The sequence below is a fragment of the Streptomyces finlayi genome (genome assembly GCF_014216315.1).
Taxonomy (GTDB): domain Bacteria; phylum Actinomycetota; class Actinomycetes; order Streptomycetales; family Streptomycetaceae; genus Streptomyces; species Streptomyces finlayi_A.
In genome coordinates, this window is sequence record NZ_CP045702.1 from 3,404,390 (window position 1) to 3,431,172 (window position 26,783).

Genomic DNA, 26,783 nt, shown 5'->3' on the forward strand with positions numbered 1-26,783 from the left:
GGTGCGGCTGCTCCTTAATGGGGCTTCACCGCGCAGCGGTTCCGTCTCAGGGGGAAGCATGGAAACCAACGAGCCACCGACACCGCCGCCCACGCCACCACCGAGACCGGCCTCCGCGCCGCCACGCACTCCGCCGACGCCGCGGCCCTGGACGACTCCGAGGGCTCCGGTTCTGCCTCCGGGTGCCACCTCGGTCGGGATGCCGGTGCCGCTCGATCTGGTGGTCACCAAGAGGCTCTTGTGGGTGGCGGGCGCCGCGTACCCGCTCCAGAACGTGGCCCGTGTCTACACCTTCGTGCTTCACCCCCGGCGCGGCGAGGCCGTGGCCCGCTTCTTCAAGCGGTCGACCCTCGCGGTGCTGGTGGCGATGGCCTTCACGGTGTTCGGCGGTATGGCCGGCTACCTCGCGCGGGGTGAGGAGGGGTTCGAAGGGATCATCACCTTCGTCTGGGTCGCGACGGTGGCCGCACTGGTCTTCTTCCTCGCCGACATGCTCGTCGTCGCGACCGCGTCCTCCCACTTCGTCATGGCGGTCGAGTCGAACGGCCGGTCGACCGCCCTCGTCACGGGCGATCCGGCCCATCTCAACCAGCTCGTCCAGCAGATCGCCCACGCCATCGAGAATCCGGAGACGGAGCTCAGCGTGCGTGTGGAGAAGCTGACGATCAGCAATCCGAGCAACTACTACTTCGGCGATGCCGTGAACATGTATGGCGGCCAGGGCAACGTGGGGATGTCAGGGCTATGAGCGGAGACGTCTACCACGGCAAGGTCGTCAACATGCATGGCGGCCAGGGCAACACCGGAATGATCAACTACGGCTCGGACCCGGTGGGATCGACGCCGCCCGACCCCGCCCTCGAACAGGCGGTGCGCGAACTGGTCGCCCTGCTCACGGACTTGCGGGCATGTGTCGCCCCGGCGACCGCGCAGCACATCGACGCCTCACTTCCGGCGATCACGGCCGACCCCGCGGTCCCCCCGGAGGAGCGGCACAGCGCGCTGCTGACCGTCGCCGGGATCGCCGCCACCGCGGGTGCGCTCGGGCAGCCCGTTCTCGATGCGGCCCGGGCGCTGATCGAACTCATCGCCGCCTGAGGAGAGTGGTCGAACACCTCGCCTTCCGAGGGGCGTAGGGGCGTCACGGGCGGCGCCGAGGACCGCGTCCGCCGCGGCCTCCGGGAGGTGGGACACCACCGCCGTGGCGCCGCCCCAGGGTCTCGCGTACCGCTTCCGCGTCGTCCGGCAGGCCGGACGGGGGCATGCCGGCTGAACACCGCCGCGCCGAGAGAGCCGAGGACGGCCATGCCGGGTGAGCCGCCCAGTTCCTGGCCCGAGTGGATGGCGTCCAACGAGCCGCGCATGGACGAGATTCGGACATCCGGGGCCTATCCGGTCCTCTCGACCCGCTTCGGAACCGATCCGCTCGACCTGGAACCGGGAATCCTCTTCGAGTTCGGTCTCGAACACGTCCTGGGCGGCGTTCTGGTGCTCACCGAACGGTCCGCGACCCTATGATCGTGCGGATCGTGGACTGTCCCTCGCACACGAGACCGTCCCTGACACACGCGTCGACACACGCGAACGGGCGTGGAGAGCAAGGAGATCGGGGAGAACGATCATGGGTGAGCCTCTGAAGACCTTCGTCGGCGGCGCCGAAGTCGACGTGCCCAACAGCATCCCGGCCATCCGCATCGCCCTGCCCGAGGCCAGACGCACGGAGTTCGACCATGCGATCAACCAGGCCGGGGTGGATGAGATCCACGCGGTCATGCGGCACTGGATGCTGGAGGCGGTGCCCGACCCCGAGGCCGAGGGCATCCTGGTCCGGCTGGCGCAGGACGAGGCCGAGAGGCGGCAGATCTCTTGAGCCGGCACCGCAAGGACCGCGGCCGGCCGGGTGCCGGAGCGTTCCGCATCTCCTACGCGCCGCCCGCGGACGACACCCTCGCGAAGATGCGGGACGGCGATCCGTTCCGGGAGGCGATGGCCCGCACGCTGGGCCGCGATCCGTACGGACACGGGTCGTGCGCCGTGAAGAGCGAGCGCGACCGCCGCGAGGCGACGGTACTCGGGGCCATCGTCCTCTACTACGTCTCCGGATCGGTCCTGACCGTCACCGTGGTGCGGCTCGTGCCGCTGCCCTGAGCGGTGGGCCGCGGCGCCGGAACGCGCTGCGCGCCCCACCGTTCGGCAGGGCGCGCAGCGTGTGAGCGGGGGCGGGATCAGGCGAGCTTCGCCACCTGGGCCGCCACCACGGCCGCGGGCAGCTCGATGGTGCCCTTGCCGCTCATCGCCGCGAGGTTGAACGACGTGAGCGTGCCGACTGTGCCGCCCTGGCGCAGCGCCACGAGGGTCAGCTGCATGGTCTCGCCGTCCTGCTCGGCCGCCAGCGTCCAGGCGAGGGCCTCGTCGCCGCCCGATACCTTCTCCTCCGTGATCTTGGTGACCTTCTGCGTCTCGCCGGCCATGGTGATGCTGAAACCGCCGGCGCAGTCGGTCGCGGCCTTGCGGAGGGCGGCGATGTTGCCCTCGGCGGTTGCGCCGTCGTAGGAGGCCAGCGACAGCAGCGTGGACGTCACGTCGAAAGCCGACGCGAGCGCGTCCTCGGCGTCTCCCTCGGTGACGTCACCGGCGTCGGCCTCGGGCTCGCTGACCACGCTGCGCTTGGTGGTGGCGACCGGCTTGCCCTCTTCCGCGCCGTAGAACGCGCGGGCCAGGGGTGCGCACTCCTCCTTGTCGGAGGAGACGTCGGCGGCGGCGACGTTGTCCTTGGCGCCGGCCTTCGCGATCTTGTGGGCCTTGACGTCGCCCTGGACCAGCGACACCTTCTCCAGTTCGGCGGCGGTCAGTGCCTTGACTGCCGGCTTCCCCGCGGCGCCCTCCTTGGCGCCCTCCTTGACCTCGTCACCCTTGCTGGAATCGGAGCCTCCGCATGCCGTGGCCAGCAGGGCCAGGGTCGCCACGGAAGCGGCGAGGGCGGTACGGCGTACGGCGGTGGCGCGCATGGTTCTTCTCTCCGTCTCAGGGAACAACGCCCCTTGCCCGGTGCGGAAGTTGCGCGCGCTCGGGATGGGTCGTCGCAGTGCGTCACACTCTAGATTCGCAAGCGCGTCCGAGTGTGGCGTTGACCAGTCAGGGGGCGCATTGTGATTTCCCTGTGATCACTCTGTGCACACGACCGGGACCTGTCGCGGCACAACCATCGGGCGGGCCGAAAGTCCCCGGGCCGATGGCCGGCCGACCGGGGACAGGGCCGGCCGACCGACAGGGGTCAGGGAGCCGGAGCTGGAGCCAGGGGGCTTGGGCGAGGGAGTTCGAGGCAGCGGGCTTGGGCCAGGGGCTTGAGCCACAGACCCGGTGCGTCGCTGCGCAGCCGGCGCCGTCAGGTGGCCGGGCGCTGCGTCAGGTGCGTGAACGCGTCCAGGTTCCGGGTGGACTCGCCGCGCGACACCCGCCACGCGTACTCCTTGCGGATCGCGCTCGCGAAGCCCAGTTCGAGGAGGGTGTTGAACGATCCGTCGGCCGCTTCGAGGACGGTGCCGAGCAGCCGGTCCAGCTCCTCCGGGGTGACGACGGCCAGCGGGAGCTTCCCGGCCAGGTAGATGTCACCGAGGTGGTCCACCGCGTAACTCACACCGAAGAGGCGGAGGTTGCGCTCCAGCAGCCAGCGGTGCACACCGGCGTCGTTCTCGTCCGGGTGGCGGATGACGAAGGCGTTGAGGGAGAGGGAGTGCTTGCCGACGCGCAGGGAGCACGTGGTGAAGAGCTTGCGTGTGCCGGGCAGCTTCACCACGTACGTGCCGGGCTCCGGGCTCTCCCATTCGAGCTCCGCGTCGTTCAGCGTCGCCTCGATGACCTGCGCCACTGCTGCTTCGTCGGGTACGTCAGCCATGGTGCGAGCGTACGTGACGGCGGTGTTCGTACATCGCTGCCGTGTACACATCGGAGGTCGCCGATGCCGCCGTGTCCCAGCCGAACGACTGGGCGTGCGCGGCGGCCGCGGCCCCCATCCGGCCGACCAGCTCCGGCGCGTCCACGAACCGGCCCAGCGCCGAGGCGTACGCCTCCGGGTCGTGCCCGGGGATCAGGAAACCGCTGACCTCGTCCCGTACGGCCACCGGGAGGCCGCCCACGGCCGCCGCGACGACCGGGGTGCCGGCCGCCTGGGCCTCTATGGCGACGAGGCCGAAGGACTCGCTGTACGAGGGCATGACCAGCACGGACGCGGCCCGGAACCAGTCGGCGAGCTGGTCCTGCCCTACGGGCGGGTGGAACCGTACGACATCGGCGATACCCAGCCGCGCGGCCAGCTTCTGCAGGCCCTCCGGCTTGGCGAGCCCGCTGCCGCTCGGCCCGCCGACGACGGGTACGACCATGCGGTGACGGAGCGAGGGCTCGCGGTCCAGGAGCACCGCGGCGGCCCGCAGCAGGATGTCCGGGGCCTTCAGCGGCTGGATACGGCCGGCGAAGAGCGGAACGAAGGCGTCCTGAGGCAGTCCGAGACGGGCACGGGCCGCGGCGCGGCCGTCCGCGGGGCGGAATCGTTCCAGGTTGACGCCGGGGTGGACGACGGCGACGCTGCCGGGGTCGGCCTCGTAGAAGCGGACGAGCTCGTCCGCCTCCTCGGCCGTGTTCGCGATGAGCCGGTCCGATGCGCGCACGATCTGGGTCTCGCCGATGACGCGGGCGGCGGGCTCGGGGGTGTCGCCCTCGGCGAGCGCGGCGTTCTTGACCTTCGCCATGGTGTGCATGGCGTGGACGAGGGGAACGCCCCACCGCTGCGCCGCCAGCCAGCCGACCTGGCCGGAGAGCCAGTAGTGGGAGTGGACCAGGTCGTAGTAGCCGGGACGCTGACCGGCCCATGCCTGCATCACACCGTGCGTGAACGCGCAGAGCTGTGCGGGCAGCTCCTCCTTGGCCAGACCCTCGTACGGGCCCGCGTCGACGTGCCGCACCAGGACGCCGGGCGACAGCTCCACCTCCGGCGGCAGGGCACCGGTCGTGGCCCGGGTGAAGATCTCGACCTCGATGTTGATCGCGGCGAGGCGCTTGGCCAGCTCCACTATGTAGACGTTCATACCGCCCGCGTCGCCCGTACCGGGCTGGTGCAGCGGCGAGGTGTGCACGGACAGCATCGCGATACGCCGCGGTCTGCGGTGCCCGCCGGGAAAGCCTCCGGGGAACCGGATACGCGGCGTCACGCGGCTGCCGCCGAGCCGAGAGACGTACTGGCTCACGTCGTCCGGTCCTCCTCGCTCAAGGCATGGCTCCTCAGGGGCGCACTGGTCCCTACGCAGAGCCAGAACAGCGCCGTGCGGCCGTTCATTCCGCTTTACCGAACCATGACCATGCCGCGCTCCTGCGATCCGGGCCTCCGAGGGCCCGGCCCCGCCCAGGCAGCGCCCCGTCGGCGCCCCGTCGGCGCCCCCCGCGCTCCGGACGGCCGTCTTCCGCGTTTCCCGCGTCGCATACGCTCCCTGTCATGCGCCAGCGCCCCATCGGCACCGCGACCCGCGGGACCACGAACCCGAACCGGCTGCGCCGTATGGACCGCTGGATCGCCGCCATCCACGGCCCCGCCCTGCGCCGCTCGGACTTCCCGGTCGCCGTCGACCTCGGCTACGGGGCGGCGCCGTGGACCGCCGTCGAGCTGCTGGAACGCCTGCGCACCGCCGAACCGCGCACGGCGGTGATCGGCGTCGAGATCGATCCGGAGCGGGTGGCGGCGGCGAAGCCGTACGAACGGGCGGGGCTCGTGTTCGTCCACGGCGGCTTCGAGATTCCGGTCCCGCCGGAAGTCCTGGCGGAGGGTGACGCCACCCGGAGTGGCGGGGCCGCGCGGATTGGCGGGGCCCCGCGGATTGGCGGGGCCGCGCGCCCGTCGCTGATCCGGGCGGCGAACGTGCTGCGGCAGTACGACGAGGGCGAGGTCGCCGGGGTGTGGCGGCGGCTCTGCGCCCGGCTGGCGCCGGACGGGCTGCTCGTCGAGGGCACCTGTGACGAGATCGGGCGCCGGCACGTGTGGGTGGCGCTGGGTCCCGAGGGCCCGCGCACGGTCACGTTCGCGACCCGGCTGGGTTCGCTGGAGCGCCCCTCCGACCTCGCGGAACGCCTCCCCAAGGCGCTGATCCACCGCAACGTGCCGGGCGAACCCGTCCACGCCTTCCTGCGTGATGCCGACCGGGCCTGGGCGGCGGCCTCCCCGTACGCCTCGCTGGGGGCCCGGCAGCGCTGGATCGCGACGGCGCGGGCGCTCTCCGCGGACTGGCCGCTGACGGACGGGGAACGACGGTGGCGGCAGGGGGAGATCACGGTCCGGTGGGATGCCCTGCGGCCCAACTGTTCATGAAAGGCGGCAGGCGGCAGGCCCATGGGACACCGCGCGGGAACACTGACGGCTCACCGTTCGTCGACACGACGGGGTGTCAGCCGCTTGCTCCTCGGGGCGGGCTCGTGTGATGCGTCAGGTGGTGTCAGCCTCTGTTGCTTTACGGGACGACATGGCACGATCGCGACGTTGCTCAAAAATTACTGACGGTAAGTCAGATGTCCCTGATCGTAGGCTCTGGCTTGTGTCGCTTCATGCCTGGAGGGGGAGTCCGTGAACCGACGCCACTGTGCCGCTGCCGCGATCACACTGGTCTGCGCGCTGGCTGTACTGGCCGCGCCGGTCCAGGCGATGGCCGCACCCGTGCCCGAGCCCGCTCCCACCGCCCCGGCAGCGGGGAAGCGGAGCCTCGAAGAGGTGCGGGAGCAGATCGACACCCTCTACCGCAAGGCGGGCGCGGCCACCGACGCGTACAACCTGGCCGAGGAGCAGACGGCCAAGCAGTCAGGCGAGATCGTCAAGCTCGCCAAGGCCATCGTGGACGGCCAGGCGAAGATCGCCGAGCTCAAGAACAGGGCGGGCGCCCAGGCCCGCGAGCAGTACCGCAACGGCGGACTGCCCCCCGGCGCGCAGCTCGTCCTCAGCAACGACCCGCAGCTCTTCCTCGACGGGGTGAACCAGGTCAGGCAGGGACAGCAGGCGTCCAAGAGCGTCCTGTCCGAACTGACGCGCACCCAGGAGGACTTGGAGACGTACACCAAGGACGCGAGCATCAACTGGGAGAAGCTCGAAGCCAACCGTCTCCAGCAGGCCAAGGCCAAGAAGAAGATCAACGCCCAGATAGCGGCGGCGAAGAAGCTCGAGTCGCAGCTGGCGAAGGAGGAGCGGGTCCGGCTCCTCGAGCTGGAGGAGCAGGCGGAGTACAGGGCGCAGAGCGCCTGGCTCGGCTCCGGTGCGATCAGCGAGATCAACCGCGCGGCGAGCGCGGGCGGCAAGCAGGCCGTGGCGTTCGCGACGGCGCAGATCGGCAAGCCGTACGTGTGGGGAGCCGAGGGCCCCGATTCGTACGACTGCTCGGGGCTGACGTCCGAGGCGTGGGCGGCGGCGAAGCGTCCGATCCCGCGTACGTCGCAGGAGCAGTGGCGTCTGCTCCCCCGCATCGCCATCCAGGACATGCGCCCCGGTGACCTGATCATCTACCACGCGGACGCCAGCCACGTCGGGATGTACGTCGGAGACGGCGCGATCGTCCACGCACCGCGCCCCGGGCGGAACGTCACGCTGACGGGCGCGGGATCGATGTCGATCCTGGGAGTGGTCCGCCCGGACAAGTAGGAGGGCGGTTACGCGGGGCGAGTCACCCGGTGTGTGGGTGGTCCGCACCGTGAGCCACCCCCCGCCCCGCCCGTGCGGTCACCCCGACGTGAGCCGGGCCACGCGGCGGCATGGGAGACGGGTGATGTTTGTCATGGCCCGTTTCCCGGTCCCGGGGCGCGCATCTGGCCGGTTCCGTGACAGGAAGCGGCTTATGACTGTGCGTACGACCGAGGCCGAGTACGGTCCGCCATTCCGTTCCGCAGCCACGGACCGCTATCGTCCCCGTCTGGCGGGTCGTCGATCGTCGTCCCGCCGCGCCCTCGGGGGGAGGGAAGGAAACCCGAACCGATGCCCGTAACCGAACCGCAGCGCCGTGCCACACCGGCTGCGGACGCCACCTATGGGGCCGACCTCACCCTCCTGGTGATCGAGGCCGACCCCACGGGCACCTTCGGCGTCCCCGAGCTGCCGTCCGCCGCCGGGACCCGGGTCCGCGTCCGCACGGCCCGCAACCTCACCGAGGCGGGCCGGCTCCTCACCGACGACGTCGACTGCATCCTGCTCGACCTGGCCCTTCCCACCGGCTCCGACGAGGCGGACGGCCTCGCCACGCTCAAGCACGTCCTGCGGATCGCCCCTCACCACGCCGTCCTCGCCCTCACCGCTGAGGACGACGCCGAGCTGGCCGCCGAGGCGGTACGGGTCGGCGCCCAGGACTACCTCTTCCGCGGCGAGCTCGACGGCAGGCTCCTGAGCCGCGCCATCCGGTACGCCGTGGAGCGCAAGCGCGCGGACATCGCCCAGCACCAGCTGACCGAGTCCCGGCTGCGCGCCCAGGAGAACGCCCGGCTGGAACGCGGCCTGCTGCCCACCCCCCTCCTCCAGGGTTCGGACCTGAGCTTCGCCTCCCGCTACCGGCCCGGCCGCAGCCGCGCCCTGCTCGGCGGCGACTTCTACGACACGGTCCGTACGCCGGACGGCACGGTCCACGCGATGATCGGCGACGTCTGCGGCCACGGCCCGGACGAGGCCGCGCTCGGCGTCGAACTGCGCATCGCCTGGCGGGCGTTGACACTCGCGGGCCTGTGCGGGGACCAGCTCCTCTCCACGCTCCAGCAGGTCCTTGAGCACGAACGGGAGAGCGAGGAGATCTTCGCGACGCTCTGCACCGTGGACATCTCGCCCGACGGCCGCCGCGCCGGACTCTGCCTGGCGGGCCACCCCGCACCCCTGATCGCCCGGCAGGGACGTGCGGCGCATCTGCTTCCGTACGAGGACGGGGGGCCGGCCCTCGGGCTGCTGCCGCGCGCCCGCTGGCCGCGCCGGCAGGTCGAACTCGGCGGCTCGTGGAGCCTGATGATGTACACCGACGGACTCATCGAGGGACGCGTCGGCCCGACCGGCACCCAGCGGCTCGGCCAGGACGGCATGGTCGCGATGATCAACCGCCAGCTGGACCAGGGACTCCGCGGCGAGGAGCTGCTGGAGGCCGCGGTCACGCAGGTGCGGGAGCTGAACGGCGGCGAACTCACCGACGACGTGGCGGTCCTGCTGCTGGACCGCGACGAGGAGCTGATACGCCGACGGGGGCGGAGTCTCCCCCGCCCCCGCTCCGGTTCCTCCACGCCCGCGACCACTCGGCGCCCGCCGTCGTAGGGTTCGGCGCCATACCCTCGTGAGGGCTCAAGCACCGCACCCTCGTGCGGGCTTCGGCACCACCCTCGTGAGGCTCGGCGCCACACCCTCGTGAGGCTCGGCGCCACACCCTCGTGAGGCTCGACACCGCCCTCGTAAGGCTCGACACCGCCCTCGTGAGGGCTCAGCGCCCGCCGTTGTAGGGGCCGTACGGCCCGTCGCTGCTGGATCCACCGCCGCGGCGTCCGCCGCCACCGCCCGAGATCTGCCGCACGGCGGGCCGCACGTCGACGATGTAGACGATCGTCGCGATGAGTCCGATGATCGGCAGGAACGACATGATCGGGAAGAGCCAGATCACGACGAACGCGATCGCGAGGATGACCAGCCAGAAGGGCTTGGTCTGCTTGTCGGCCGCGCGGTAGGCGTCTTCACGCCGGATCATCGCGTCCACCAGAGCGAAACCGCTCAAAAGAACCAGAGCCAAGCTCAAGAGGGACATCAGTCCCGCGAAACCCTGCATCAACACAGTGCCCACCGCCTGTCGGACCGGCCATTACGTGGCCACGCTACCGGGAGAACGGCCCGGACATCCCGAGGGTGCCCGGGCCGTGATCCCGCTCTTCGGTTGTCTGCCGTGCGCCGGCGGACGTTCACCGGCGCGGCGCGTCCCGCCCGGTCACTTACCGGCGGGCGGCGTGGCCTTCTTCGCCACCGGCTTGCGCCCGGGTGCCTTGTCGGCGGGCGCGGGCTTGGCGTCCGACTGCTTCGGCACGGGCTTCGCGGCAGGAGCCGCCTTCGGCTTCGCCTTGGGCTCGGCCTCGACGACGGCGGCGATCTCGACGATCTCGTCGGCGGTCTCGCCGCGCCAGGTCCTGACGGTCTGCTCGCCGTGCTCGGCGACCTTCTCGTACGTCTCACGGGCCCTGACCGCGTACTCGGCGGCCACACCCACGCTGCGCAGCGCCAGGTCCTGAGCGGTCTCGCCGAACTTCTTCAGATCGGTGTCGAACGAGCCGATCACCTCGGTGACCTTCGCCTGCACGGTGGCCTGCGCCTCCTTGGCCTGCGCGGTCACCTTCTCCTGCACGACCTTGGGGTCACTGTTGCGTACGGCCTCGATGCGCTCGGGCGCCTCGGCCCGCAGCTGCTCGATCAGCGCCGGAACCTTGCGCGCCTGCTGGACGGCGAGGTCGGCCGTACCGGCGGCGAAGTAGAGGGGGGTGGGGTCGGTGAGGGTCTTGCGCAGGTCATCGGTGATGGCCATGACTGTGGTCCTCCCGGATCATCAGAAGTCAGCTTGAGGGTGTGGTTGCATCACTGCCACCGGCCGTGCGGGGGCCGCGGGCATCCGTGTCGGTGCCGAAGTCCACTGTGTCGTTCCCGGCACCCCGATCCGCGTCACCGACGTGCCCGGCGACCTTTGTGTCGCGGAAGCCGGGGCCGGAATCGGTCTCGCCTTCGAACCCGTTCTCCTTGCGGAAGGAGTCGTAGATCTGGAGCAGCACGTTCTTCTGCCGCTCGTTGATCGACGGATCGGCCAGAATGACCGCCCGCGTCTCCAGCTCGTCCCGCTCCCGCTCGTCGAGAATCCCGGCCCGCACGTACAGCGTCTCGGCGGAGATCCGCAGCGCCTTGGCAACCTGCTGCAGCACCTCCGCGCTCGGCTTGCGCAGGCCACGCTCGATCTGGCTGAGATACGGATTGGACACCCCGGCGGCATCGGCGAGCTGCCGCAGCGAGAGCTGCGCCGTGCGCCGCTGCTCGCGGAGGTACTCACCGAGACTGCCGACGTTGAGTGATGCCATGACTCGATACTGCAACACCCTTGCTAACTTTTGCAAGCGGGTGCTTGCAAAAGTGTTCCTACGCCATCGGCAGTGGTGTTGAGCCTGTGACGTGTCTCACTGAAGATGAGCCAGTCTCGGTCGATCTGAACCATCTGGTCACTCGTCTCAGTCAACCGTGACCATCTGTCGATCTGTCTCGCTCTTCTTGACCCACTGCCCGTCTGTCCGGCGTCGACGAGATGGTCATCTCACTCGCGGCGAAGGGCCTGACCACCGGCGAGGTCCAGGCCCACCTCGCCGAGGTCTACGGCGCCGACGTATCCCGCCAGACGATCTCCACGATCACCGACAAGGTCCTCGAAGGCATGGCCGAATGGCAGAACCGGCCCCTCGACGCCGTCTACCCGGTGGTCTTCATCGACGCCATCCACGTGAAGATCCGCGACGGCGCGGTCGCCAACCGGCCCATCTACGTCGCCCTGGCGGTCACGGCCGAGGGCCGGCGGGACATCCTGGGGCTGTGGGCCGGCGACGGCGGCGAGGGCGCCAAGCACTGGATGCACATCCTCACCGAGATCAAGAACCGCGGCGTGAACGACGTCCTCATGCTCGTCTGCGACGGGCTCAAGGGCCTGCCCGACGCGGTCGAGGCCGTCTGGCCCAAGACGATCGTGCAGACCTGCGTGGTCCACCTGCTGCGGAACTCCTTCCGCTATGCCGCCCGCCAGGACTGGGACGAGATCGCCAAGCTCCTCAAGCCCGTCTACACCGCGGCGACCGAGGACGCGGCCCTCGAGCGGTTCGCGGAGTTCGCCGACGCGTGGGGCAGGAAGTATCCGGCGATCGTCCGGCTCTGGGAGAACGCCTGGGAGGAGTTCACTCCGTTCCTGCGCTTCGACACCGAGATCCGCCGCATCGTCTGCACGACGAACGCGATCGAGTCCGTGAACGCGCGGATCCGACGGGCGGTGAAAGCTCGCGGGCACTTCCCGAACGAGCAGGCCGCCTTGAAGTGCGTCTACATGGCGATCATGTCGCTGGACCCGACCGGCAAGGGCCAGGCCCGCTGGACCATGCGCTGGAAGGCCGCCCTGAACGCCTTCGACATCACCTTCGACGGTCGACTCTCCGCAGCACGCCATTAACTCCAACAACCCCAGTTGCACCGTTCGTTTGTTTGACAGACCCGCTCTCCCGAGGTGGTCGTCACCACTGCCGGTGCACGGTCGCCTTGCCGCCGGTCACCAGGCTCGCGGGCGGGACGTCATCGGCCACGACCGCACCGGCGGCGACCACCGCATCACGGCCGATGCTGACGCCGGGAAGGATCGTGGCCCCCGCACCGATCCACACGTTCTCCGCCACATCGATGGGCGCGCCGCTCAGCCACCCCCGCCGCTCACCCGGATCGACCGGGTGACCGACGGTGATGAACGTGACCTTCGGCCCGACCATCACGCGCTCGCCGAGCCGGATGCCGGCGTAGTCCAGGAACGTGCAGTTCTGGTTGATGAAGACGCGTTCCGCGAGGTCCAGGTGGAGCCCGTGGTCCGTGTAGAAGGGCGGGTAGATCGTGACCCTCGGCGGCAAGGGCCTCCCGAGGATCTGCTCGAACAGCTCCGCCTTGCCCTCTTCGTCCTCGAAGGGCAGGACGTTCAGACGGGAGGTGAGTTCGGTGGCCCGCAGGACCCTCTGGGCCATGGCCTGGAACTCAGGGCCATGGATGCGCATGAGGCGGTCGCTGGACATGCCCCGAAGCCTAGGCGGGATCGCTGCTAACATACATACATGCATGTACGTAACCGAGGCCCCCGTTCCAGCCAGGCCGAGCGCAGCACGCAGAGCCGCAGCGCACTGCTGGAATCCGCCGCCCGGGGCCTGTCGCGGCACGGCTACGGCAGTCTCGTACTGGCGCAGGTTGCCGGTGACGCCGGGTACACCCGGGGCGCGCTCTACCACCAGTTCAAGGACAAACAGGACCTGACCCTGGCCGCTCTGGAATGGGTCCTCGACACCTGGCAGCAGGAGGTGGGCCGTCTCGTCGACCAGGAACCGGAGCCCGTGGCGGCGCTGCTGGTCATGGCCCGCGGCCACGCCGTCTTCTGCCGACGCGACTTCGCCCGCATGGCGATCGCGCTGCGGCTGGAGTTCACCGGGCAGGACCATCCCGTCGGACGCGAGGTGGAGCGGAGCTACGAGGAGCTCGTCACCCAGTGCGTTCAGCTCATCGACGCGGGCCGCACGGCGGGAGCGATCCCGTCCGGCCCCCCGGCCCGCACACTCGCGCTGGCCTTCGTCGGCGCCCTCGAAGGAACCGTCGTCGCGCTGGCCGGCCACGCCCCGTACGACGAACTGCTCGCCGAACGCGCCGTCGCCGGAGTGCTCGGACTCGGCCTCGCCGCCCCCGAACGGACGGAGAACCACTGATGAGAGTCCCCAAGTCCGCGCATACGGACCGGCCCTGGCGCATCCACGGGATCGCCCCGGACTTCCGCGTCGAGGACGTCTGGGCCCTGCCGACACCCGGCGGCCCCGACGATCTTCCGCTGTTGGTGGAGTGGTTCGCCAAGGACGACGGCCCGAACCCGTTCTCCGGTGCCGCCCGCGCCCTCTTCGCGGTCCGCCGGTCCCTCGGGAAGCTGTTCGGCTGGGACAAGGCCGGTTCCGGCGTGGGATCCCGGGTGCCGTCGCTGCGTACCCGGCTGCCGGAGGATCTGCGCGAGGGTCCGCGCGGGCCGGATCTCCGGTCGATGCCATTCACCTCGGTCTACCTGACGGGCACCGAGTGGACGGCCGAGAGCGCCAACAGGACCGTGCACACCCTGATGCACATCGGCTGGGTCCCGGACGGTTCCGGCGGCCACAGCGGAAGGATGACCGTGCTCGTGAAACCGAACGGGCTGATCGGAAAGGTCTACATGGCCGCGGTCATGCCGTTCCGCCATCTGATCGTGTACCCGACGCTGATGCGCATGATCGGGCGCGAGTGGCGGGCCGGCACGCCGGTCCGACGTGTGAACGTGGCGGCATACGAGGAGCCGAGGAGTTCCAGGTGACCCGAACCACCAGACGACCCGTCCACCGGGACGGACCGACGAGGGATGACCGCATGCCGACTGTCCGCCAACAGCACACCGTCCCCCCTGCCGTCCGCGCCGGGTGGAGGTAGGACGATCTTCCCCGACGACGGGTCGCTGAGCACCCTGGAGCTGGTTTCCACACCCTGGAGCTGGTTTCCGCAGTCACCAGCGGCACGGGTGTGAGCGTCTGCACCTACCGCCCGGTCACCCACCGCCCGGTCTCCGCCGCACGCTGGATGCCGCGACTGCGGAAAACTTCCGGGCCCGTGTCGATCCGGCCGCAGCCCGTTCGACGCAAGGGTGAGGGGCCGGAAGAGCCCCACCGCGGGACCACCGCCCCGCCCCGAGAACCGAGGAGTCACCATGCCGCGTTTCCTGACGATGATCCACAGCTCCGAGCAGAACGTCCCCGTCGAGGACCCGGGACCCGAGTTCGGTGAGCGCATGGGCGCCCTGTTGGAGGAGATCACCAAGGCCGGGGTCATGCTGGAGACCGCCGCGCTCGCCCCGACCTCCGACGGCACCCGGATCACCTGGTCCGGCGGCACCACGACGTACACCGACGGGCCTTTCACCGAGAGCAAGGAGGTCGTCGGCGGGTACTCCATCATCCGCGCCAAGGACAAGGCGGAGGCACTGGAGTGGGCCGACCGGTTCCTCCGGATCCACCCCGCGAGCTGGTCGCTCTCCGCCGAGGTCCGCTTGATCGACGAGGGCTGACCCGCCCCGGTTGCCGCATCGGGCCGGCCCGGACCCCTGCGGCCCCTGGCAGGGCCTCGTACAAGCAGCCGTACGACCGACGCGGCGATACGCGCGCCGCCCTCCATGTTCACAACCAGACGCCGGGGGCGAGGCCGGACACCGTCCACGGACCCCGGGGACGCGACCGGGTGTGCGCTGCTGTCCCTGACCCCGGTTTCGAGGACACGGCGGACGAGGCGGCGTTCCTGGACCAGCCGGTGGGCTGTACGGAACGGCTCTGGACATCCCGACGCCCGAGTGAACCGACCGGACCGGGGCCGTGCATACTCGACGGCTCCGGTTCGAAGCAGGAGGTCATCCGGCATGCCCCCGAAACACGTGCTCTTCGACGTCGACGGCACCCTGGTCGACGCACTCGCCAACCAGCGGCGCGTCTGGGGCACTTGGGCGCAGCGCCACGGGCTCGATCCGGACGAGGTCTACCGGACGGCCCTGCGCACCCGGCCCTTGGAGACCTTCGCCGAGGTCGCGCCGGACCTGGAGGCAACCGCCTGCCTGGCGCTGCTGCACGAGCTGGAGGACGAGGACGTCCTGACCGGCCACCACACCGCCTTCGAGGGTGCCGCGGACCTGCTGGCCGCGCTGCCCGCCGGGTCGTGGGCCCTGGTGACGTCCAACTACGCGCACCGGGTGCGCGGCCGCTTCTCCCGGGGCTGCCGATGCCTGACGTCGTCGTGGACGCGGCCTCGGTCGAGGAGGGCAAGCCGTCCCCGGAGCCGTATCTGCTGGCGGCCGAGCGGCTGGGCGCCAGGCCCGAGGACTGCCTGGTCGTCGAGGACGCCCCGTCCGGCGTCCTGGCCGGACTGCGGGCCGGGATGACGGTCTGGTCGGTGAACGCGCCGCTCGCCACGGCAGGCGCGCACCGGCACTTCACCGGCCTGCGCGAGGCGGCCCGCGACATCGTGGGCTTCGCGACCAGGGAGGACTCCGCGGCCGGCTCGGGCTCCCCGGCCGACCGCTCCTTCGACGCGGTGCTCTGCGACCTCGACAACGTGATCCGCTTCTACGACACGACGCACCTGGCCGATCTGGAACGGGCCGTCGGCCTCCCGGAGGGCACGACCATGGACGTCGGCTACTCCCCCGAGACCGATCTCCCCCTGCTCCTCGGCAGGATCACCCCGGACGAGTGGGCCACCACCATCGCGGCCCGCCTCACCGGCCGGGTGACCGAGCCGCAGGCCCGCGAGCTCGGGCGCGCGCTCGCCGCGGCGCCGTTCCGGGCGGACGAGGCGGTGGTGGCGCTGTTGCGGCGGGCCCGGGAGCGGATGCCGCTGGTCCTCGTCACCAACGCGTCCGTCCAGCTGGAGGAGGACCTCGCCCTGCTGGGCATCGACGACCTGGCCGACCATGTGGTCAGCAGCGCGCGGGAGGGTGTCGCCAAGCCGGACCGGGCCATCTACGAGACGGCGGCCGCCCGCGCGGGGGTGCCGGTGGAGCGGTGCCTGTTCGTGGACGACCGCCAGGAGAACGTCGACGCGGCCGTCGCCCTGGGCATGACGGGCGTCCTCTACCGCGGACTCGCCGACCTGAGCGGCCCGTTGAGCGCACTGCCCACCGGGTGACACCGTCCGGGCGCGAGGGCCACGAGCGCCCCCGCCCCTAGGCCAGACCCGACCTCAGCTGCGCAAAGGCCAGCTCCGCGGCCTCCACCGCGCCCGGGTACACCTGGTCCGCGCTCTCCCCGGCGTCGATCCGCCGCCAGTTCTCCTCGGCCAGGATGCGCAGGACGGCCACGATCTGCCCCGCGGCGAGCCGTGCCGCGACCCCGCCGCCCAGGGCGCGGGCGAGTGCCGCCTCCGAGCGGCCCTGGTAGGCGTACATCCGGGCGACCAGCGCGGGGGTGCCGTACAGCAGGCGGTGGAAGGCGAGGACGTCCGGGTTGTCGCAGAGGCCGGTCACCGGATCGCGGCCCGCCAGCCCGGTGAGGAAGTGACGGTGCAGCGCGTCCAGCGGCGCTTCGTCGTCCGCGCGGCCCGCGACGGTCCGGGCGGCCTCGTCCTCGTGGTCGGCGAACCGGTGCAGCACGAGGTCTTCCTTGGCCGGGAAGTACCGGAACAGTGTGGGCTTGGAGATGTCGGCGGCGGCCGCCACCTCCGCCACCGAGACCTTGTCGAAGCCCCGTTCCAGGAACATCGCGATCGCGGCGTCGGAGACCGCCTGATAGGTGAGTTGTTTCTTGCGCTCACGCAGACCGACCGGCGCGTGCGCCGCCGCCCCGGACCTGGACTTCTCTCCACTCATGACTGCTTAGCCTACGCCTTTGACCTCAAGTGGACTTGATGTCCCGGAGTGGCCCCCAGGGCGCCGGAACGACCGGCCGCCGGCACGGGAGAGGCGTGATCCGTATGCGAGTGGCACTGGCTCAGGAGTTCGGCGGCCCGGACGTCCTGGTCACGGCGGAGCGGCCGGACCCGGTCGCGGCAGCGGGAGAGGTAGTGATCGATGTGGCGTACGTCGACACGATCTTCGTGGAGACCCAGATCCGCTCCGGCGACTTCAGTGAGGTGTTCCCGGTCCGGGCGCCGTACGTCCCGGGTGGCGGCATCGCCGGCACGGTGCGTACCACCGGCGAAGGGGTGGACGCCTCCTGGGCCGGACGGCGGGTGATCGCCTCGGTGGGCTTCTCCGGTGGCTACGCCGAGCAGGCCGTGGTCGCCGCCGAACTGCTCGTACCCGTACCGGACGCGCTCGGGCTGCGCGAGGCCGCCGCTCTCGTCCATGACGGGGTGACAGCGCGTTCGTCCCGATCGACTCGATGCCCGCCTGGCTCCACCCCTTCGCCGACCACCAGCCGATCACTCCGGGCATCGAATCGCTCCGCACCCTTCTCCTGGGCGGGGCCGCGGGAAGCACCCCGTGGATCGCACTGACCTGGACAGCCGGCATCCTGCTGGTGGCCGTGTGCCTGTCGGGCGCGCTGTTCAAGGTCCGGACGCGGTAACCGCTCCGTCCGGCACGCTCAGAACGTGTCCGGGCACCACGCACGGCGGCCCGTACGGAACGCCGCGTCCGCGGTGGCCGCCGCGCCCGCCCGGTTCTCCTCGATCCGGCCGAGGTCCCGCAGCCGGAGAACGGATTCGTCGCCCAGGTACGTCGTCCCCAACTCCCTTACGTCCAGCGTCAGATCGGCGCTCTCCGTCGTCGGCACACAGGAGGCGCCGGCCGGGGAGGCGTCCAGGCGGAAGCGGCCCGCGGTGAGGCCCGCCGTGTCCTGGACGTCCAGGACGAGGGTGGCTTCGGTCGCGTAGGTGCGGGCCTCCAGCGCGCGGGGGACGTCCAGGATCCGCAGCCACAGCCAGTCCGCCTGCGTCACGATGCGCGCGGCGCGGGGGTCGGGAAGGAGCAGGGGCAGCAGGTCGTCGGGGGCGCGGTAGCCCGAGCGGACCGTGGTGATCCAGTCGATCGAGCAGACGAACTCCCACAGCGCCCGCTCCGCCGCCGGGCTCGCCGCGATCAGGTGCTTCACCGTCGCCTTGTTCAGCGGCTGCTTCGCGTCGCCCCAGTTGTCGTCCGCCCGGTACACGGCCAGCCCGTCGACCTCGCCGTCCGCCGAGCGGTAGAGCGCGTAGAACGGGTCCGTCCACCCGTCGGACGCCGGCACGCCGACGCCCGTGTTGAGCTCCCACCAGCGTCGGTCGCGGCTGATCACCCCGGGGACGCGGGCCGCCAGTCGGTCGTGGAGCGCGGGGCCCAGCTTGCGCACCTCCGCGCCGTCCACCAGGTCGATCCGGCCGCCGTCCGCCGCCGGGGGCACCGGCCGGCGCGGGTCCAGAGCGGCGCGGGTCACGTCGATCTCCCACTCCGTCGTCCATGTCGCCGGGCCGAAGCCGTACCGCCCGTAGATCGGATACTCCGCCGAGATCAGCGAGGCGACCACGTCGCCCCGCTCCTTCGCCGCGGCCAGATCCGCCGCCATCATCCTGCCGAGCAGTCCCCGGCGGCGATGCGTGGGTGTCACCGTCACCGCGCTGATCGCGTCGGCCCGCACGGTGGCGCCGCCGACGACGGTCAGCTCCTGGGCGAACGACCGGAAGGTCGCCACACAGCGCGCACCGTCGAAGACGCCCCGCACACGGCTCAGATCGGTATGGGCCAGACGGCCCGCGATCTCGTCCTCCGCCGGCGCCGCCGAGCGCAGGAAGCCGGTTCCCACGGCCCGCAGCCACTCGGGGTAGCCGGACGCGGAAACGGTGCGGAGATCAAGGTTCATACGGCCACGCTAACCACAGGTCCGGCGAGATGTCGCGTGCGTTTCCGGCAGGACGCCGCGTCCGATCCCGGAGGACGCCGCGTCCCTCGGGGCCCGGCCGACAAGGCTTCGGCCGGTCCGCCGCGCCCCTCAGAACGCCGCGCGGATCCCGCCCACCTCGGCACTGCCGCCCAGCAGCGGCGCCCGGCCGATCCGGGAGACCACCGGGGCGTCGATGCCCAGCAGCTCCAGCGCGCGGGCCAGCACCGGACCCAGCGCGCGCGTGGCACCGTCGTCGATCTTGAAGGCGAGCGCCCTGCCGTCCGCGAGAGCCACCGCCTGCACCGCCTCCGCGCCCATCTTCGACAACGTGCCCGGCACCTCCCGCATCAGCCAGGTGTCGGGGCGCCGCGTCCCCGCCACGTACTCGGGGTGGGCGCGCATCGCGTCCGCGACCCGTCGCTCCGCGGTGCCCGGCTCCGCGAGGACGAACGACCGGAACGCACGCGCCAGGCCCACCAGGCCGATCGCCATCAGCGGGGCCCCGCAGCCGTCCGTACCGACCGAGGCGACCGGCTCGCCCGCCGCCTCCTCGATCACCTGGTGCACCAGCCGCTGGAGCGGGTGCGCCGGGTCGAGATAGCTCGCCGTGTCCCAGCCGTTCCGCACGCAGACCGCGAGCATCGCCGTGTGCTTGCCGGAACAGTTCATCGTGAGCCGCTCCCTGACCCGCCCGGAGGCGAGGTACGACTCGGCCTCGACCGCGTCCAGCGGCAGGTCCGGCGGGGTCTGGAGATCGTCGGGCGTCAGCCCGTACTCGGCGAGCATCTTGCGTACGAGATCGAGGTGGAAACCCTCCCCCGAGTGGCTGGCCGCGGTCAGCGCCAGCCGCTCCCCGCCGAGGTCCAGCCCGGCCCGCAGGATCGCGGCGGCCTGCATCGGCTTGTTCGAGGAGCGCGGGAAGACAGGCGCGGCCGGGTCCCCCAGCGTGTACTCCACACTGCCGTCGGCGGCCAGTACGACCAGCGAGCCCCGGTGGAGGCCCTCGACGAAACCCGACCGTACGACCTCGGCCAGGACCGGCCGGGCGGGGGCTGTGTCGGGCGAGGGGGCGGCGCTGGAGGTCATGGTGGCCTTCCGGGGACGGACGGGAGGACCTGCCCCGGAAGGATCGCCTCAGGCGAGCAGGTCGGCTACTTGTGCTTCCCCGTCACGGTACCTGCGCGCGATCTCCGCGCCGCAATCGTCGGCCGTGCGCTGGAGGCGGTGACGCCGCCGGGACACCTGCTGCTCGTAGCGGACGAGCCGCCCCATCGCGGTGTGCAGCTCGTCGTCCGTCCGGGCCTCCAGGTCGGACAGCTCCACGTCGGCGAGCGTCTCCGCGGCCAGCTGCCGGTACTCGTCGCTGCGCGGCGTGGTGAGGGTGACGTGGCGGGCGGAGGACCGGTGCAGCGAAGGGGTGTCGGTGAGGATCTCCGAGAGCCGGTCCACCACCGGGGTCTCCGGATCCAGGCGGCGGGCCAGCTCGGCCCTGAGGATGTCGATGCGGCCCTGGACGAGCCGGCGCACGTAACTGAGGTCGGCCTCGTCGCGCTGCGCCTCCTTGCGGAGCGTGCGCAGCTCCGGCAGGCGCAGGCCGCGGAACTCCGGCTGGGCGCGCACCCCGGACAGCGCCTTCCCCACGCCGGGAACCACGGAGTGTTCGGGTACGACGGACTGCTCGGGCACGGACACCGGCAGGGCCGCGGTCGCCTGGCCCGCCCCATGGCCCGCACCCTGCTGCCCGGGCTGTCCCGCTTGCCCCGGTTGCCCCGGAGCCTGTGCGACTCCGGTCCGCTGTACGGGTGGCCGCATGATGCCGGTACGGGTCGTCGGTACGGCACCGGGTGACTGCCCGGCTCCATATGTACTCATCCTGTTCCGTCCCCTCGGCCGGTGCGTCGGCAACACCGGCATATGCATGGTGCCACCCCACACGCTTCCCACGCAGGTGCTCTGTACCCGTTCAGCCCAAGATAGGTTGGTCTGTATGCGTGCAGTGGTGCAGAGAGTGGACGGCGCGTCCGTCACCGTGGCCGGGGCCACGGACGGCCCTTCGGGGACCGCGGTGGTCGGCGAGATCGTCGGCGAGGGCCTGTGTGTACTGGTGGGGGTGACTCATGGGGATACTTCGGAGAAGGCGGCACAACTCGCCCGGAAGCTGTGGAGTGTACGCATTCTGGACGGCGAGAAGTCCTGCTCCGATGTGAATGCACCGCTTTTGGTCATCTCGCAGTTCACCCTCTACGGGGACGCGAGGAAGGGCCGCAGGCCCACCTGGAACGCCGCCGCACCGGGGGAGATCGCCGAGCCACTGGTAGACGAGGTGGTGGCGCGGCTGCGGGCGCTCGGCGCGCAGGTGGAGACGGGCCGGTTCGGAGCGGACATGCGCGTCTCGCTCACGAACCACGGCCCGTTCACCGTACTGATCGAGGTGTAGCAGCGGCGGTGGACACCGCCGCGTAGGGGGACCTACGGCTCGACGACCGTCTCCTGCGCCGCCGCCGTGTCCCCGGCCATCAGTTCCGCGTCCACGGCCACGTTCCGCTTCACCAGGGCCAGGGCGATGGGACCCAGCTCGTGGTGACGGCCGGACGAGGTGACGAAGCCGAGCTGACGTCCCTCGGGACCGTCCGCCGCCAGCCGCACGGGCGTGCCGTGACCGGGCAGCAGGACCTCGCTGCCGTCCAGGTGCAGGAAGACCAGCCGACGCGGCGGCTTCCCCAGGTTGTGGACGCGCGCGACCGTCTCCTGGCCGCGGTAGCAGCCCTTCTGCAGGTGCACGGCGGTGCCGATCCAGCCCAGCTCGTGCGGGATGGTGCGGTGGTCGGTCTCGAAGCCGACGCGTGGCCGGTGGGTCTCGATGCGCAGCGCCTCGTACGCGAGGATGCCGGCCGCCGGGCCGTGCGCCGCGGCGTACGCCTCCAGGTCGTCGCGGGGCAGGAACAGGTCCCGGCCGTGCGGCGTCTCCCGTACGGCCACGCCCTCGGGGACCTCGGCGATGGAGCCGGCCGGCAGGTGCACGACGGCGAAGCTGCCGGTGCGGTCACTGACCTCGACCCGGTAGAAGAACTTCATCGACTCCAGATAGGCGATGAGCTCGCCCTGCGTATCCGGTTCGACGTGCATCCACACGGTGTCGCCGTCGTCGACGAGGTAGACGGCGTGCTCGATGTGCCCGTTCGCGGAGAGGATCAGGGCCTCGGTGGCCTGACCGGGCGCGAGATCGCTGACGTGCTGCGTGAGCAGGAGGTGCAGCCAGGCCAGCCGGTCGTCCCCGGTGACCGTGACGATTCCGCGGTGGGACAGGTCCACGAAGCCGGTGCCGTCGGCGAGGGCGCGTTGCTCGCGGAACAGGTCACCGTAATGCCCGGCGACACCTTCGTCGCGGCCGTCTGCGGGGACGGCGCCGGGCAGGGACAGCAAGGGGCTCTTCATGTGCCCAGCCTACGACCCGGGGGCAAACGGCCGATCGGGCCCCCGACCGGCCCTCGGGAGTCCGTCGATGGCCCCCGGCAGGCCCCCGACAGGCCCCCTGCGTGCTCAGTTCCCGGACGGTTCCGGCTGCTCCGCGGCCTTCGCCGCACAGTCCGCGCAGCGGCCGAAGATCGCGAAGTGCTTCATGTCCGTCTCGAAGCCGAAGTCGCGCCGGAGCTTGGCGGTGAACTCGTCGACCACACCGACGTCGGCCTCGATGACATGCGTACAGTCCCGGCAGACCAGGTGGATGTGGTGGTGGCGGTCCGCCAGGTGGTACGTCGGTGCGCCGTGGCCCAGATGGGCGTGGCTGACCAGGCCGAGCTCCTCCAGGAGCTCCAGGGTTCGGTAGACGGTGGAGATGTTCACTCCGGACGCCGTCCTGCGCACCTCGGACAGAATGTCGTCGGGCGTCGCGTGCTCCAGTGCGTCGACCGCCTCCAGGACAAGCTGACGCTGCGGCGTCAGCCGGTAGCCACGCTGCCGAAGATCGGTCTTCCAGTCGGTGCTCACCACGGACCCAGTGTAGGTGGCGGCGAGCACCGGCCCCAGGTTCCGCGCCTGCCGGAAGACCGGGAACGCCTACTTGAAGAAGGCGATGCCGTCGTCCGGCAGGTCACCGAGGCTCTTCGCCATGGCGGCGACCTCCTCCGGCGTGACGACCTTCTTCAGGTGCGCCGACATGTAGGGGCGCAGCTCGACGTCGGGAGTGGCCTTCTCGCCGACCCACATCAGGTCACTTTTCACATAGCCGTAGAGCCGCTTGCCACCGCTGTACGGGCCGGAGGCCGCGGTACGGGCCACCGCGTCGGTGACCAGGTCGATCTGCGGCTTCTTGGCGGCGAGCTCGCCGTACCAGATCTCGACGATGCCCTGGTCACGGACCATGACGACCTCGACCTTGCGGTCCTTGTCGACACGCCAGTAGCCGGTCTCGGTCTCCAGCGGACGGACCTTGTTGCCCTCGTCGTCGAGCACCCAGGAGTGCGAGACGTACGCCAGGAAGTCCCGGCCGTCGTGGGTGAAGGAGACTTCCTGGCCGAAGTTGCACTTCTCGGCGCCGGGGAAGTCGGACACGCCGGCGCCCGTCCAGTTGCCGAGGAGGAAGACCAGCGGGACCAGGTCCGGATGGAGGTCGGACGGAATCTCGATCATGTGCGGCTCAGACCATCTGTGAGGGAGAGGCGGAGTTCGGCGAGGTTCAGCGCTGGCCCTGGTAGAGCTTCTTCACGGTCAGACCGGCGAAGGCGAGCACGCCTACGCACACCAGGATCAGCAGGGCGGAGAAGAATGCCTCAAGCACGGGAGCTCCTCGGAACGAACGATATGGCCGCAGTACGGGGCCGGGCCCCAGCCTAATGGGTTGGGGCCCGGTCCTCTCGTCCAGGTCCTCGGCCGGGCGCTAGGTCCTGTCTGGAGTTCCAGCGCGGGAGAAGGAGCGGCGTCCGGTGCCGTCGAATCCAAGGCGGAGGAGGGAGCGATGGCGGAGCCCTCGCGACTGACGACAACGCCGGAGGCGGCGGTGCCGGACGCCGCGACGCCGCGGGGGAACTCCAGACAGGACCTAGCCGAGCAGCTGGTTCTGCAGGATCACCGACTGATGGAACGGAATCCGTTCCGAGGCCGCTTCGCCGTCCCTGGAGTGCACGATCAGGGCGACGGTGTCTCCGGCGACGGTGTACGCCTGACGCACGTGCTCCTTGCCGAACGGCTTCTTCTCCTCGAACACGTACGACACGGTGTCGTGCACCCGGCCCGAGCTCTTCCAGCTCTCGTCGAAGTCCGTGTCCGGCGCCTTGGCGAGCGGCAGTCCCGCGGTCGCGCCGACGTAGAGGTCGTCGCGGAAGGCTTCGGCGTACGCGGTCGAGTTGAACCGGAGCAGATAGATCCGGGACTCGGTGCCGTCCGGCATCGTCCAGCCGCGCGCCGCGATGTGCCGCAGCGTGGAGTCGCGGAGCATGCCGGTGAGTTCGGCGCGCTTCTCCGCCCGGTACTCGGACGCGTACTGCGCGGGTGTCACCCAGCCGCCGGTCAGCTTCTTGTCCGGCGTGGCTCCGTCCGGGACGGGTAGCAGCAGTTCCCGCAGGTCGGCGTGGTGCACTCCGGCGACGTTTCCGTACGAGAGGGGCCTCGGCGCCCCGGACGGCAGCGCGGGCAGGGCCAGCTCGGGGTACGCCCAGCGGCCGTCGCCCTCGGTCGCGAGACCGGGGACGTCGGTGCGCTCCATGGACGCGATCCCGTACGACGTCCCGGTGCCGAGGCCGCCGCAGACCAGCACGGCGGCGGTCCAGCGGGCGACGGCGCGCAGCACCCGGCGGGGCGGGCGGAGGGTAGCGGGCGCTTCGGGCACGGGCGACGCGGCCGGGGCCGGCTCGGCGGTCACGGCCGGCTGATCGACCACGGCCGGCTGTTCGGTCGGCTCGGTCATATGTACTCCCCGGGGGACGCGATGTGGTCCAGCTGGTCCTTGAGCAGCTCGGCGACGGCACTCGCGTCGAACGGCTTGCTGCCCGACGCCGAGAGGGTCACGAACACCCCGCCGTCATAGGCCGCGCAGTGCATACCGTCGATTTCGGTCTTGCTGTCCTTGGGCAACCGGAAGCACGTGGCGTGCTTGTGACCCTTGATCTTCGGACCGTCGCGGAAGACGCCGACGGTGTCCATCAGCCCGTTCCTGAAGGTGTACATGTCGCGGACGGCCTTGCGGTCCTTCATCTTCACGATCTGCGTCTCCACGACGAGGTCGTCGGTGTCGGCGACGTACGAACGCCGGGCGAGGCCGTGCAGGTCGTAGCGGTCGATCCGCTTCTCCAGCTCGCGGCGCTGTCTGCCCGCGAGTCCGCGGCCGGACTCCTTCATCGCCGCCGCGGCCTTCCGGCCGCTCGTCTCGCTGTCGTTGCCGTCGGCGCCCAGGTCGGGGCCGAGCCGGTAGCCGGAGGGGACGGGCAGCAGCAGCTTGCTCAGCTCGGTGACGGCGCGGCCCCGGGGCGGGGCGCCCGCCGGGTCCTTGGCCGGCTCACGGTCCGGCTTCTGCCAGACAGCGGTGGTGACGGTCCTGTCGGCCCCGTCCACGGTGGACTTCGTGTACGCGGCGGCGCCGCCGACCGCACCGAGCACCAGGACGAAGGGCAGGCCCCCGAGGATCACCCGTCGGGCCCTTCCGGGCCGGTCGGGAGCGGCGGCCGGGGTGGGCGGGACCACCGGATCGGGTGTCACGGCCGTGGCAGGTGTGGCGTCGTCGTTCACAGGCGCCCCAGCTGTCGCTCGGCCAGCGTGCGGATGTCCGTCTTGGCGATCGACTTGGTGTCGAAGATGTTGATCTCCATCATCACGTCGCCCCGCTGGGCGACGGCGCGAGCTTGGTACTGAGGCAGATAGCCCGGCTCGTTCTTGACCGGGTAGAGGTAGTAGCGGCCGATGCCGGCCCCCTTGATCGCGTGTCCCGCGTTGCCCGCACCGGCCTCGCTGTCGTCCATGTAGGACAGCTGGCTCTCGGCGTGATCGACGGCTCCGAGCTCCGTACCGCTGCGGAACTGGACGAGCCGGATGTGGACCTCTCGCTGACCGCGCTCCCAGCTCGCACCCGCGACCCGGCGCAGGTCCATCGAGATGAGCTCCTCGTACATGTACCCCTCGTCCTTGAACTGCACGGCGTAGCCGCCCAGGCCCACCCAGCCATCCAGGAGCGACGGGTCGTCGGACGTGTCCCAGCCCTTGGGCTCGGCGAGCAGCAGCTTGCGCAGATCGCCGCCGGTCGCGGCCTGACGGTCCTGCGAGGCGGGCAGCGGGTCCGGGACCCGGTCAGCGGGGAGCGGCTTCGCCGGGTACGCGAGGCCGGGCTGCGAGAGCGCGGCCAGCGGCGTCGGCGCGCGCTCGGCCTGGATGCCGTAGCCGGCGGCCGTACCGCCCGCGACACCGAGCAGCGCGGCGGCGGCGATCAGCAGGGACGTACGGCCTCGCGGGCACCGACGCGGCGGCGCGGCCGGATCGGGACCGGCGGTGGACACCGCCGGCGGCTCGGGTGACGCTGCAGGCGGCGCTTCAGACCGTGCTTCGGGCGGCGCTTCGGGCGTGGCCGCCTGCGTGGCCTGCCCGGCCCGCGCGTCGGAAATGGTGTCGTTCAGTTCCAAAAGGGGTCCCCCCACGAGACCTGAGGCGCA

The 26,783-nt window shown here is 71.0% G+C and carries 30 protein-coding genes and 4 pseudogenes; 17 read left to right on the top strand and 17 right to left on the bottom strand.

Annotated elements, in window-relative coordinates:
• Positions 1-199: 199 nt before the first annotated feature.
• The 5 genes from F0344_RS15665 to F0344_RS15685 all read left to right on the top strand — a co-directional run bounded on the left by F0344_RS15665 (position 200) and on the right by F0344_RS15685 (position 2,148).
• Positions 200-748 carry a DUF6232 family protein gene (locus F0344_RS15665; protein ID WP_185299386.1) on the top strand — a complete coding sequence of 183 codons (549 nt, stop codon included), beginning with the start codon at positions 200-202 and terminating at the stop codon, positions 746-748.
• Complete coding sequence (locus F0344_RS15670; protein ID WP_185299387.1) at positions 745-1,098, top strand: hypothetical protein; 354 nt, start codon at positions 745-747, stop codon at positions 1,096-1,098. The genes F0344_RS15665 and F0344_RS15670 overlap by 4 nt, the downstream gene beginning before the upstream one ends.
• 264 nt (positions 1,099-1,362) lie before the next feature.
• Positions 1,363-1,518: a hypothetical protein gene (locus F0344_RS15675; RefSeq protein WP_185299388.1), complete on the top strand. Its 156-nt coding sequence runs from the start codon at positions 1,363-1,365 to the stop codon at positions 1,516-1,518.
• A gap of 103 nt (positions 1,519-1,621) precedes the next feature.
• Positions 1,622-1,870, top strand: a complete 249-nt coding sequence (locus F0344_RS15680; protein ID WP_185299389.1) for a hypothetical protein — start codon at positions 1,622-1,624, stop codon at positions 1,868-1,870.
• 86 nt (positions 1,871-1,956) lie between these two features.
• Positions 1,957-2,148, top strand: a complete 192-nt coding sequence (locus F0344_RS15685; protein WP_185302708.1) for a hypothetical protein — start codon at positions 1,957-1,959, stop codon at positions 2,146-2,148.
• A 77-nt stretch (positions 2,149-2,225) separates the two neighbouring features.
• Here the strand turns inward: F0344_RS15685 and F0344_RS15690 are convergent, their stop codons facing one another.
• From F0344_RS15690 to mshA, 3 genes are all read right to left on the bottom strand, one after another.
• The gene (locus F0344_RS15690) at positions 2,226-3,008 is read right to left on the bottom strand and encodes a hypothetical protein (protein WP_185299390.1); all 783 of its coding nucleotides are present in this window, start codon (positions 3,006-3,008) and stop codon (positions 2,226-2,228) included.
• Between the two features lie 377 nt (positions 3,009-3,385).
• Positions 3,386-3,895: a type III secretion system chaperone family protein gene (locus tag F0344_RS15695; protein WP_185299391.1), complete on the bottom strand. Its 510-nt coding sequence runs from the start codon at positions 3,893-3,895 to the stop codon at positions 3,386-3,388.
• On the bottom strand, positions 3,888-5,240 hold the full coding sequence (gene mshA / locus F0344_RS15700) for a D-inositol-3-phosphate glycosyltransferase (RefSeq protein ID WP_185299392.1): 1,353 nt from the start codon (positions 5,238-5,240) through the stop codon (positions 3,888-3,890). The genes F0344_RS15695 and mshA overlap by 8 nt, the downstream gene beginning before the upstream one ends.
• Positions 5,241-5,485: 245 nt before the next feature.
• Here mshA and F0344_RS15705 point away from each other — a divergent pair, with 245 nt between their 5' ends.
• From F0344_RS15705 to F0344_RS15715, 3 genes are all read left to right on the top strand, one after another.
• Positions 5,486-6,352 carry a class I SAM-dependent methyltransferase gene (locus tag F0344_RS15705; RefSeq protein WP_185299393.1) on the top strand — a complete coding sequence of 289 codons (867 nt, stop codon included), beginning with the start codon at positions 5,486-5,488 and terminating at the stop codon, positions 6,350-6,352.
• A 252-nt stretch (positions 6,353-6,604) separates the two neighbouring features.
• Complete coding sequence (locus F0344_RS15710; RefSeq protein WP_185299394.1) at positions 6,605-7,666, top strand: C40 family peptidase; 1,062 nt, start codon at positions 6,605-6,607, stop codon at positions 7,664-7,666.
• A 330-nt stretch (positions 7,667-7,996) separates the two neighbouring features.
• Positions 7,997-9,304, top strand: a complete 1,308-nt coding sequence (locus tag F0344_RS15715) for a PP2C family protein-serine/threonine phosphatase (RefSeq protein WP_185299395.1) — start codon at positions 7,997-7,999, stop codon at positions 9,302-9,304.
• A 163-nt stretch (positions 9,305-9,467) separates the two neighbouring features.
• On the opposite strand, the gene F0344_RS15720 is transcribed toward F0344_RS15715, so the two are convergent.
• The 3 genes from F0344_RS15720 to F0344_RS15730 form a co-directional block, all read right to left on the bottom strand.
• Positions 9,468-9,785, bottom strand: coding sequence for a DUF2516 family protein (locus F0344_RS15720; protein ID WP_258049954.1), 318 nt, complete (start codon positions 9,783-9,785; stop codon positions 9,468-9,470).
• A 177-nt stretch (positions 9,786-9,962) separates the two neighbouring features.
• Positions 9,963-10,550: a hypothetical protein gene (locus F0344_RS15725; RefSeq protein ID WP_185299397.1), complete on the bottom strand. Its 588-nt coding sequence runs from the start codon at positions 10,548-10,550 to the stop codon at positions 9,963-9,965.
• Between the two features lie 28 nt (positions 10,551-10,578).
• Positions 10,579-11,091 carry a helix-turn-helix domain-containing protein gene (locus F0344_RS15730; protein ID WP_185299398.1) on the bottom strand — a complete coding sequence of 171 codons (513 nt, stop codon included), beginning with the start codon at positions 11,089-11,091 and terminating at the stop codon, positions 10,579-10,581.
• A 200-nt stretch (positions 11,092-11,291) separates the two neighbouring features.
• Here F0344_RS15730 and F0344_RS15735 point away from each other — a divergent pair.
• Positions 11,292-12,218 (top strand): annotated as a pseudogene (locus tag F0344_RS15735) (IS256 family transposase); the annotation flags it as partial.
• 61 nt (positions 12,219-12,279) lie between these two features.
• Here F0344_RS15735 and F0344_RS15740 read toward each other — a convergent pair.
• Entirely contained in the window at positions 12,280-12,822 is a 543-nt protein-coding gene (locus F0344_RS15740) for a DapH/DapD/GlmU-related protein (protein ID WP_185299399.1), read from the bottom strand.
• A 39-nt stretch (positions 12,823-12,861) separates the two neighbouring features.
• Between F0344_RS15740 and F0344_RS15745 the strand changes: the two genes are divergently transcribed.
• From F0344_RS15745 to F0344_RS15760, 5 genes and pseudogenes are all read left to right on the top strand, one after another.
• On the top strand, positions 12,862-13,500 hold the full coding sequence (locus F0344_RS15745; RefSeq protein ID WP_185299400.1) for a TetR/AcrR family transcriptional regulator: 639 nt from the start codon (positions 12,862-12,864) through the stop codon (positions 13,498-13,500).
• Complete coding sequence (locus F0344_RS15750) at positions 13,500-14,129, top strand: DUF2867 domain-containing protein (RefSeq protein WP_185299401.1); 630 nt, start codon at positions 13,500-13,502, stop codon at positions 14,127-14,129. The genes F0344_RS15745 and F0344_RS15750 overlap by 1 nt, the downstream gene beginning before the upstream one ends.
• 387 nt (positions 14,130-14,516) lie before the next feature.
• A complete protein-coding gene (locus tag F0344_RS15755; RefSeq protein ID WP_185299402.1) occupies positions 14,517-14,873 on the top strand; it encodes a YciI family protein in 357 nt (118 codons plus the stop codon).
• Between the two features lie 345 nt (positions 14,874-15,218).
• Positions 15,219-15,838 (top strand): annotated as a pseudogene (locus F0344_RS36820) (HAD family hydrolase); the annotation flags it as partial.
• Positions 15,839-15,886: 48 nt separating this feature from the next.
• The gene (locus F0344_RS15760; RefSeq protein ID WP_374940153.1) at positions 15,887-16,480 is read left to right on the top strand and encodes an HAD-IA family hydrolase; all 594 of its coding nucleotides are present in this window, start codon (positions 15,887-15,889) and stop codon (positions 16,478-16,480) included.
• 37 nt (positions 16,481-16,517) lie between these two features.
• Here the strand turns inward: F0344_RS15760 and F0344_RS15765 are convergent, their stop codons facing one another.
• The gene (locus tag F0344_RS15765) at positions 16,518-17,159 is read right to left on the bottom strand and encodes a TetR family transcriptional regulator (protein WP_185299404.1); all 642 of its coding nucleotides are present in this window, start codon (positions 17,157-17,159) and stop codon (positions 16,518-16,520) included.
• Positions 17,160-17,263: 104 nt separating this feature from the next.
• Between F0344_RS15765 and F0344_RS36825 the strand changes: the two are divergent.
• Together F0344_RS36825 and F0344_RS35775 are read left to right on the top strand one after the other, a co-directional pair.
• A pseudogene (locus F0344_RS36825) lies at positions 17,264-17,590 on the top strand (alcohol dehydrogenase catalytic domain-containing protein); the annotation flags it as partial.
• A gap of 59 nt (positions 17,591-17,649) precedes the next feature.
• A pseudogene (locus tag F0344_RS35775) lies at positions 17,650-17,859 on the top strand (ABC transporter permease); the annotation flags it as partial.
• Positions 17,860-17,877: 18 nt separating this feature from the next.
• Here F0344_RS35775 and F0344_RS15775 read toward each other — a convergent pair.
• The 3 genes from F0344_RS15775 to F0344_RS15785 all read right to left on the bottom strand — a co-directional run bounded on the left by F0344_RS15775 (position 17,878) and on the right by F0344_RS15785 (position 21,021).
• On the bottom strand, positions 17,878-19,128 hold the full coding sequence (locus F0344_RS15775) for a GNAT family N-acetyltransferase (RefSeq protein ID WP_185299406.1): 1,251 nt from the start codon (positions 19,126-19,128) through the stop codon (positions 17,878-17,880).
• Positions 19,129-19,257: 129 nt separating this feature from the next.
• Entirely contained in the window at positions 19,258-20,235 is a 978-nt protein-coding gene (locus tag F0344_RS15780) for an asparaginase (RefSeq protein ID WP_185299407.1), read from the bottom strand.
• A 48-nt stretch (positions 20,236-20,283) separates the two neighbouring features.
• Positions 20,284-21,021 (bottom strand): RsiG family protein, encoded by a 738-nt coding sequence (locus F0344_RS15785; RefSeq protein ID WP_185299408.1) that lies wholly within the window; start codon positions 21,019-21,021, stop codon positions 20,284-20,286.
• Positions 21,022-21,136: 115 nt separating this feature from the next.
• Between F0344_RS15785 and dtd the strand changes: the two genes are divergently transcribed.
• Positions 21,137-21,586 carry a D-aminoacyl-tRNA deacylase gene (gene dtd / locus F0344_RS15790; RefSeq protein ID WP_185299409.1) on the top strand — a complete coding sequence of 150 codons (450 nt, stop codon included), beginning with the start codon at positions 21,137-21,139 and terminating at the stop codon, positions 21,584-21,586.
• Between the two features lie 32 nt (positions 21,587-21,618).
• Here dtd and ygfZ read toward each other — a convergent pair whose 3' ends face one another.
• The 6 genes from ygfZ to F0344_RS15820 all read right to left on the bottom strand — a co-directional run bounded on the left by ygfZ (position 21,619) and on the right by F0344_RS15820 (position 26,630).
• Positions 21,619-22,584 (bottom strand): CAF17-like 4Fe-4S cluster assembly/insertion protein YgfZ, encoded by a 966-nt coding sequence (gene ygfZ, locus F0344_RS15795; protein ID WP_185299410.1) that lies wholly within the window; start codon positions 22,582-22,584, stop codon positions 21,619-21,621.
• 105 nt (positions 22,585-22,689) lie between these two features.
• Positions 22,690-23,139: a Fur family transcriptional regulator gene (locus tag F0344_RS15800; protein ID WP_185299411.1), complete on the bottom strand. Its 450-nt coding sequence runs from the start codon at positions 23,137-23,139 to the stop codon at positions 22,690-22,692.
• Positions 23,140-23,205: 66 nt separating this feature from the next.
• Complete coding sequence (locus F0344_RS15805; protein WP_185299412.1) at positions 23,206-23,778, bottom strand: FABP family protein; 573 nt, start codon at positions 23,776-23,778, stop codon at positions 23,206-23,208.
• Between the two features lie 409 nt (positions 23,779-24,187).
• Positions 24,188-25,051, bottom strand: coding sequence for a hypothetical protein (locus F0344_RS15810; protein ID WP_185299413.1), 864 nt, complete (start codon positions 25,049-25,051; stop codon positions 24,188-24,190).
• Positions 25,048-25,869: a hypothetical protein gene (locus F0344_RS15815; RefSeq protein ID WP_185299414.1), complete on the bottom strand. Its 822-nt coding sequence runs from the start codon at positions 25,867-25,869 to the stop codon at positions 25,048-25,050. Before F0344_RS15815 ends, F0344_RS15810 begins: the two co-directional genes overlap by 4 nt.
• Entirely contained in the window at positions 25,866-26,630 is a 765-nt protein-coding gene (locus tag F0344_RS15820) for a hypothetical protein (protein ID WP_185299415.1), read from the bottom strand. Before F0344_RS15820 ends, F0344_RS15815 begins: the two co-directional genes overlap by 4 nt.
• Between the last annotated feature and the right edge of the window lie 153 nt (positions 26,631-26,783).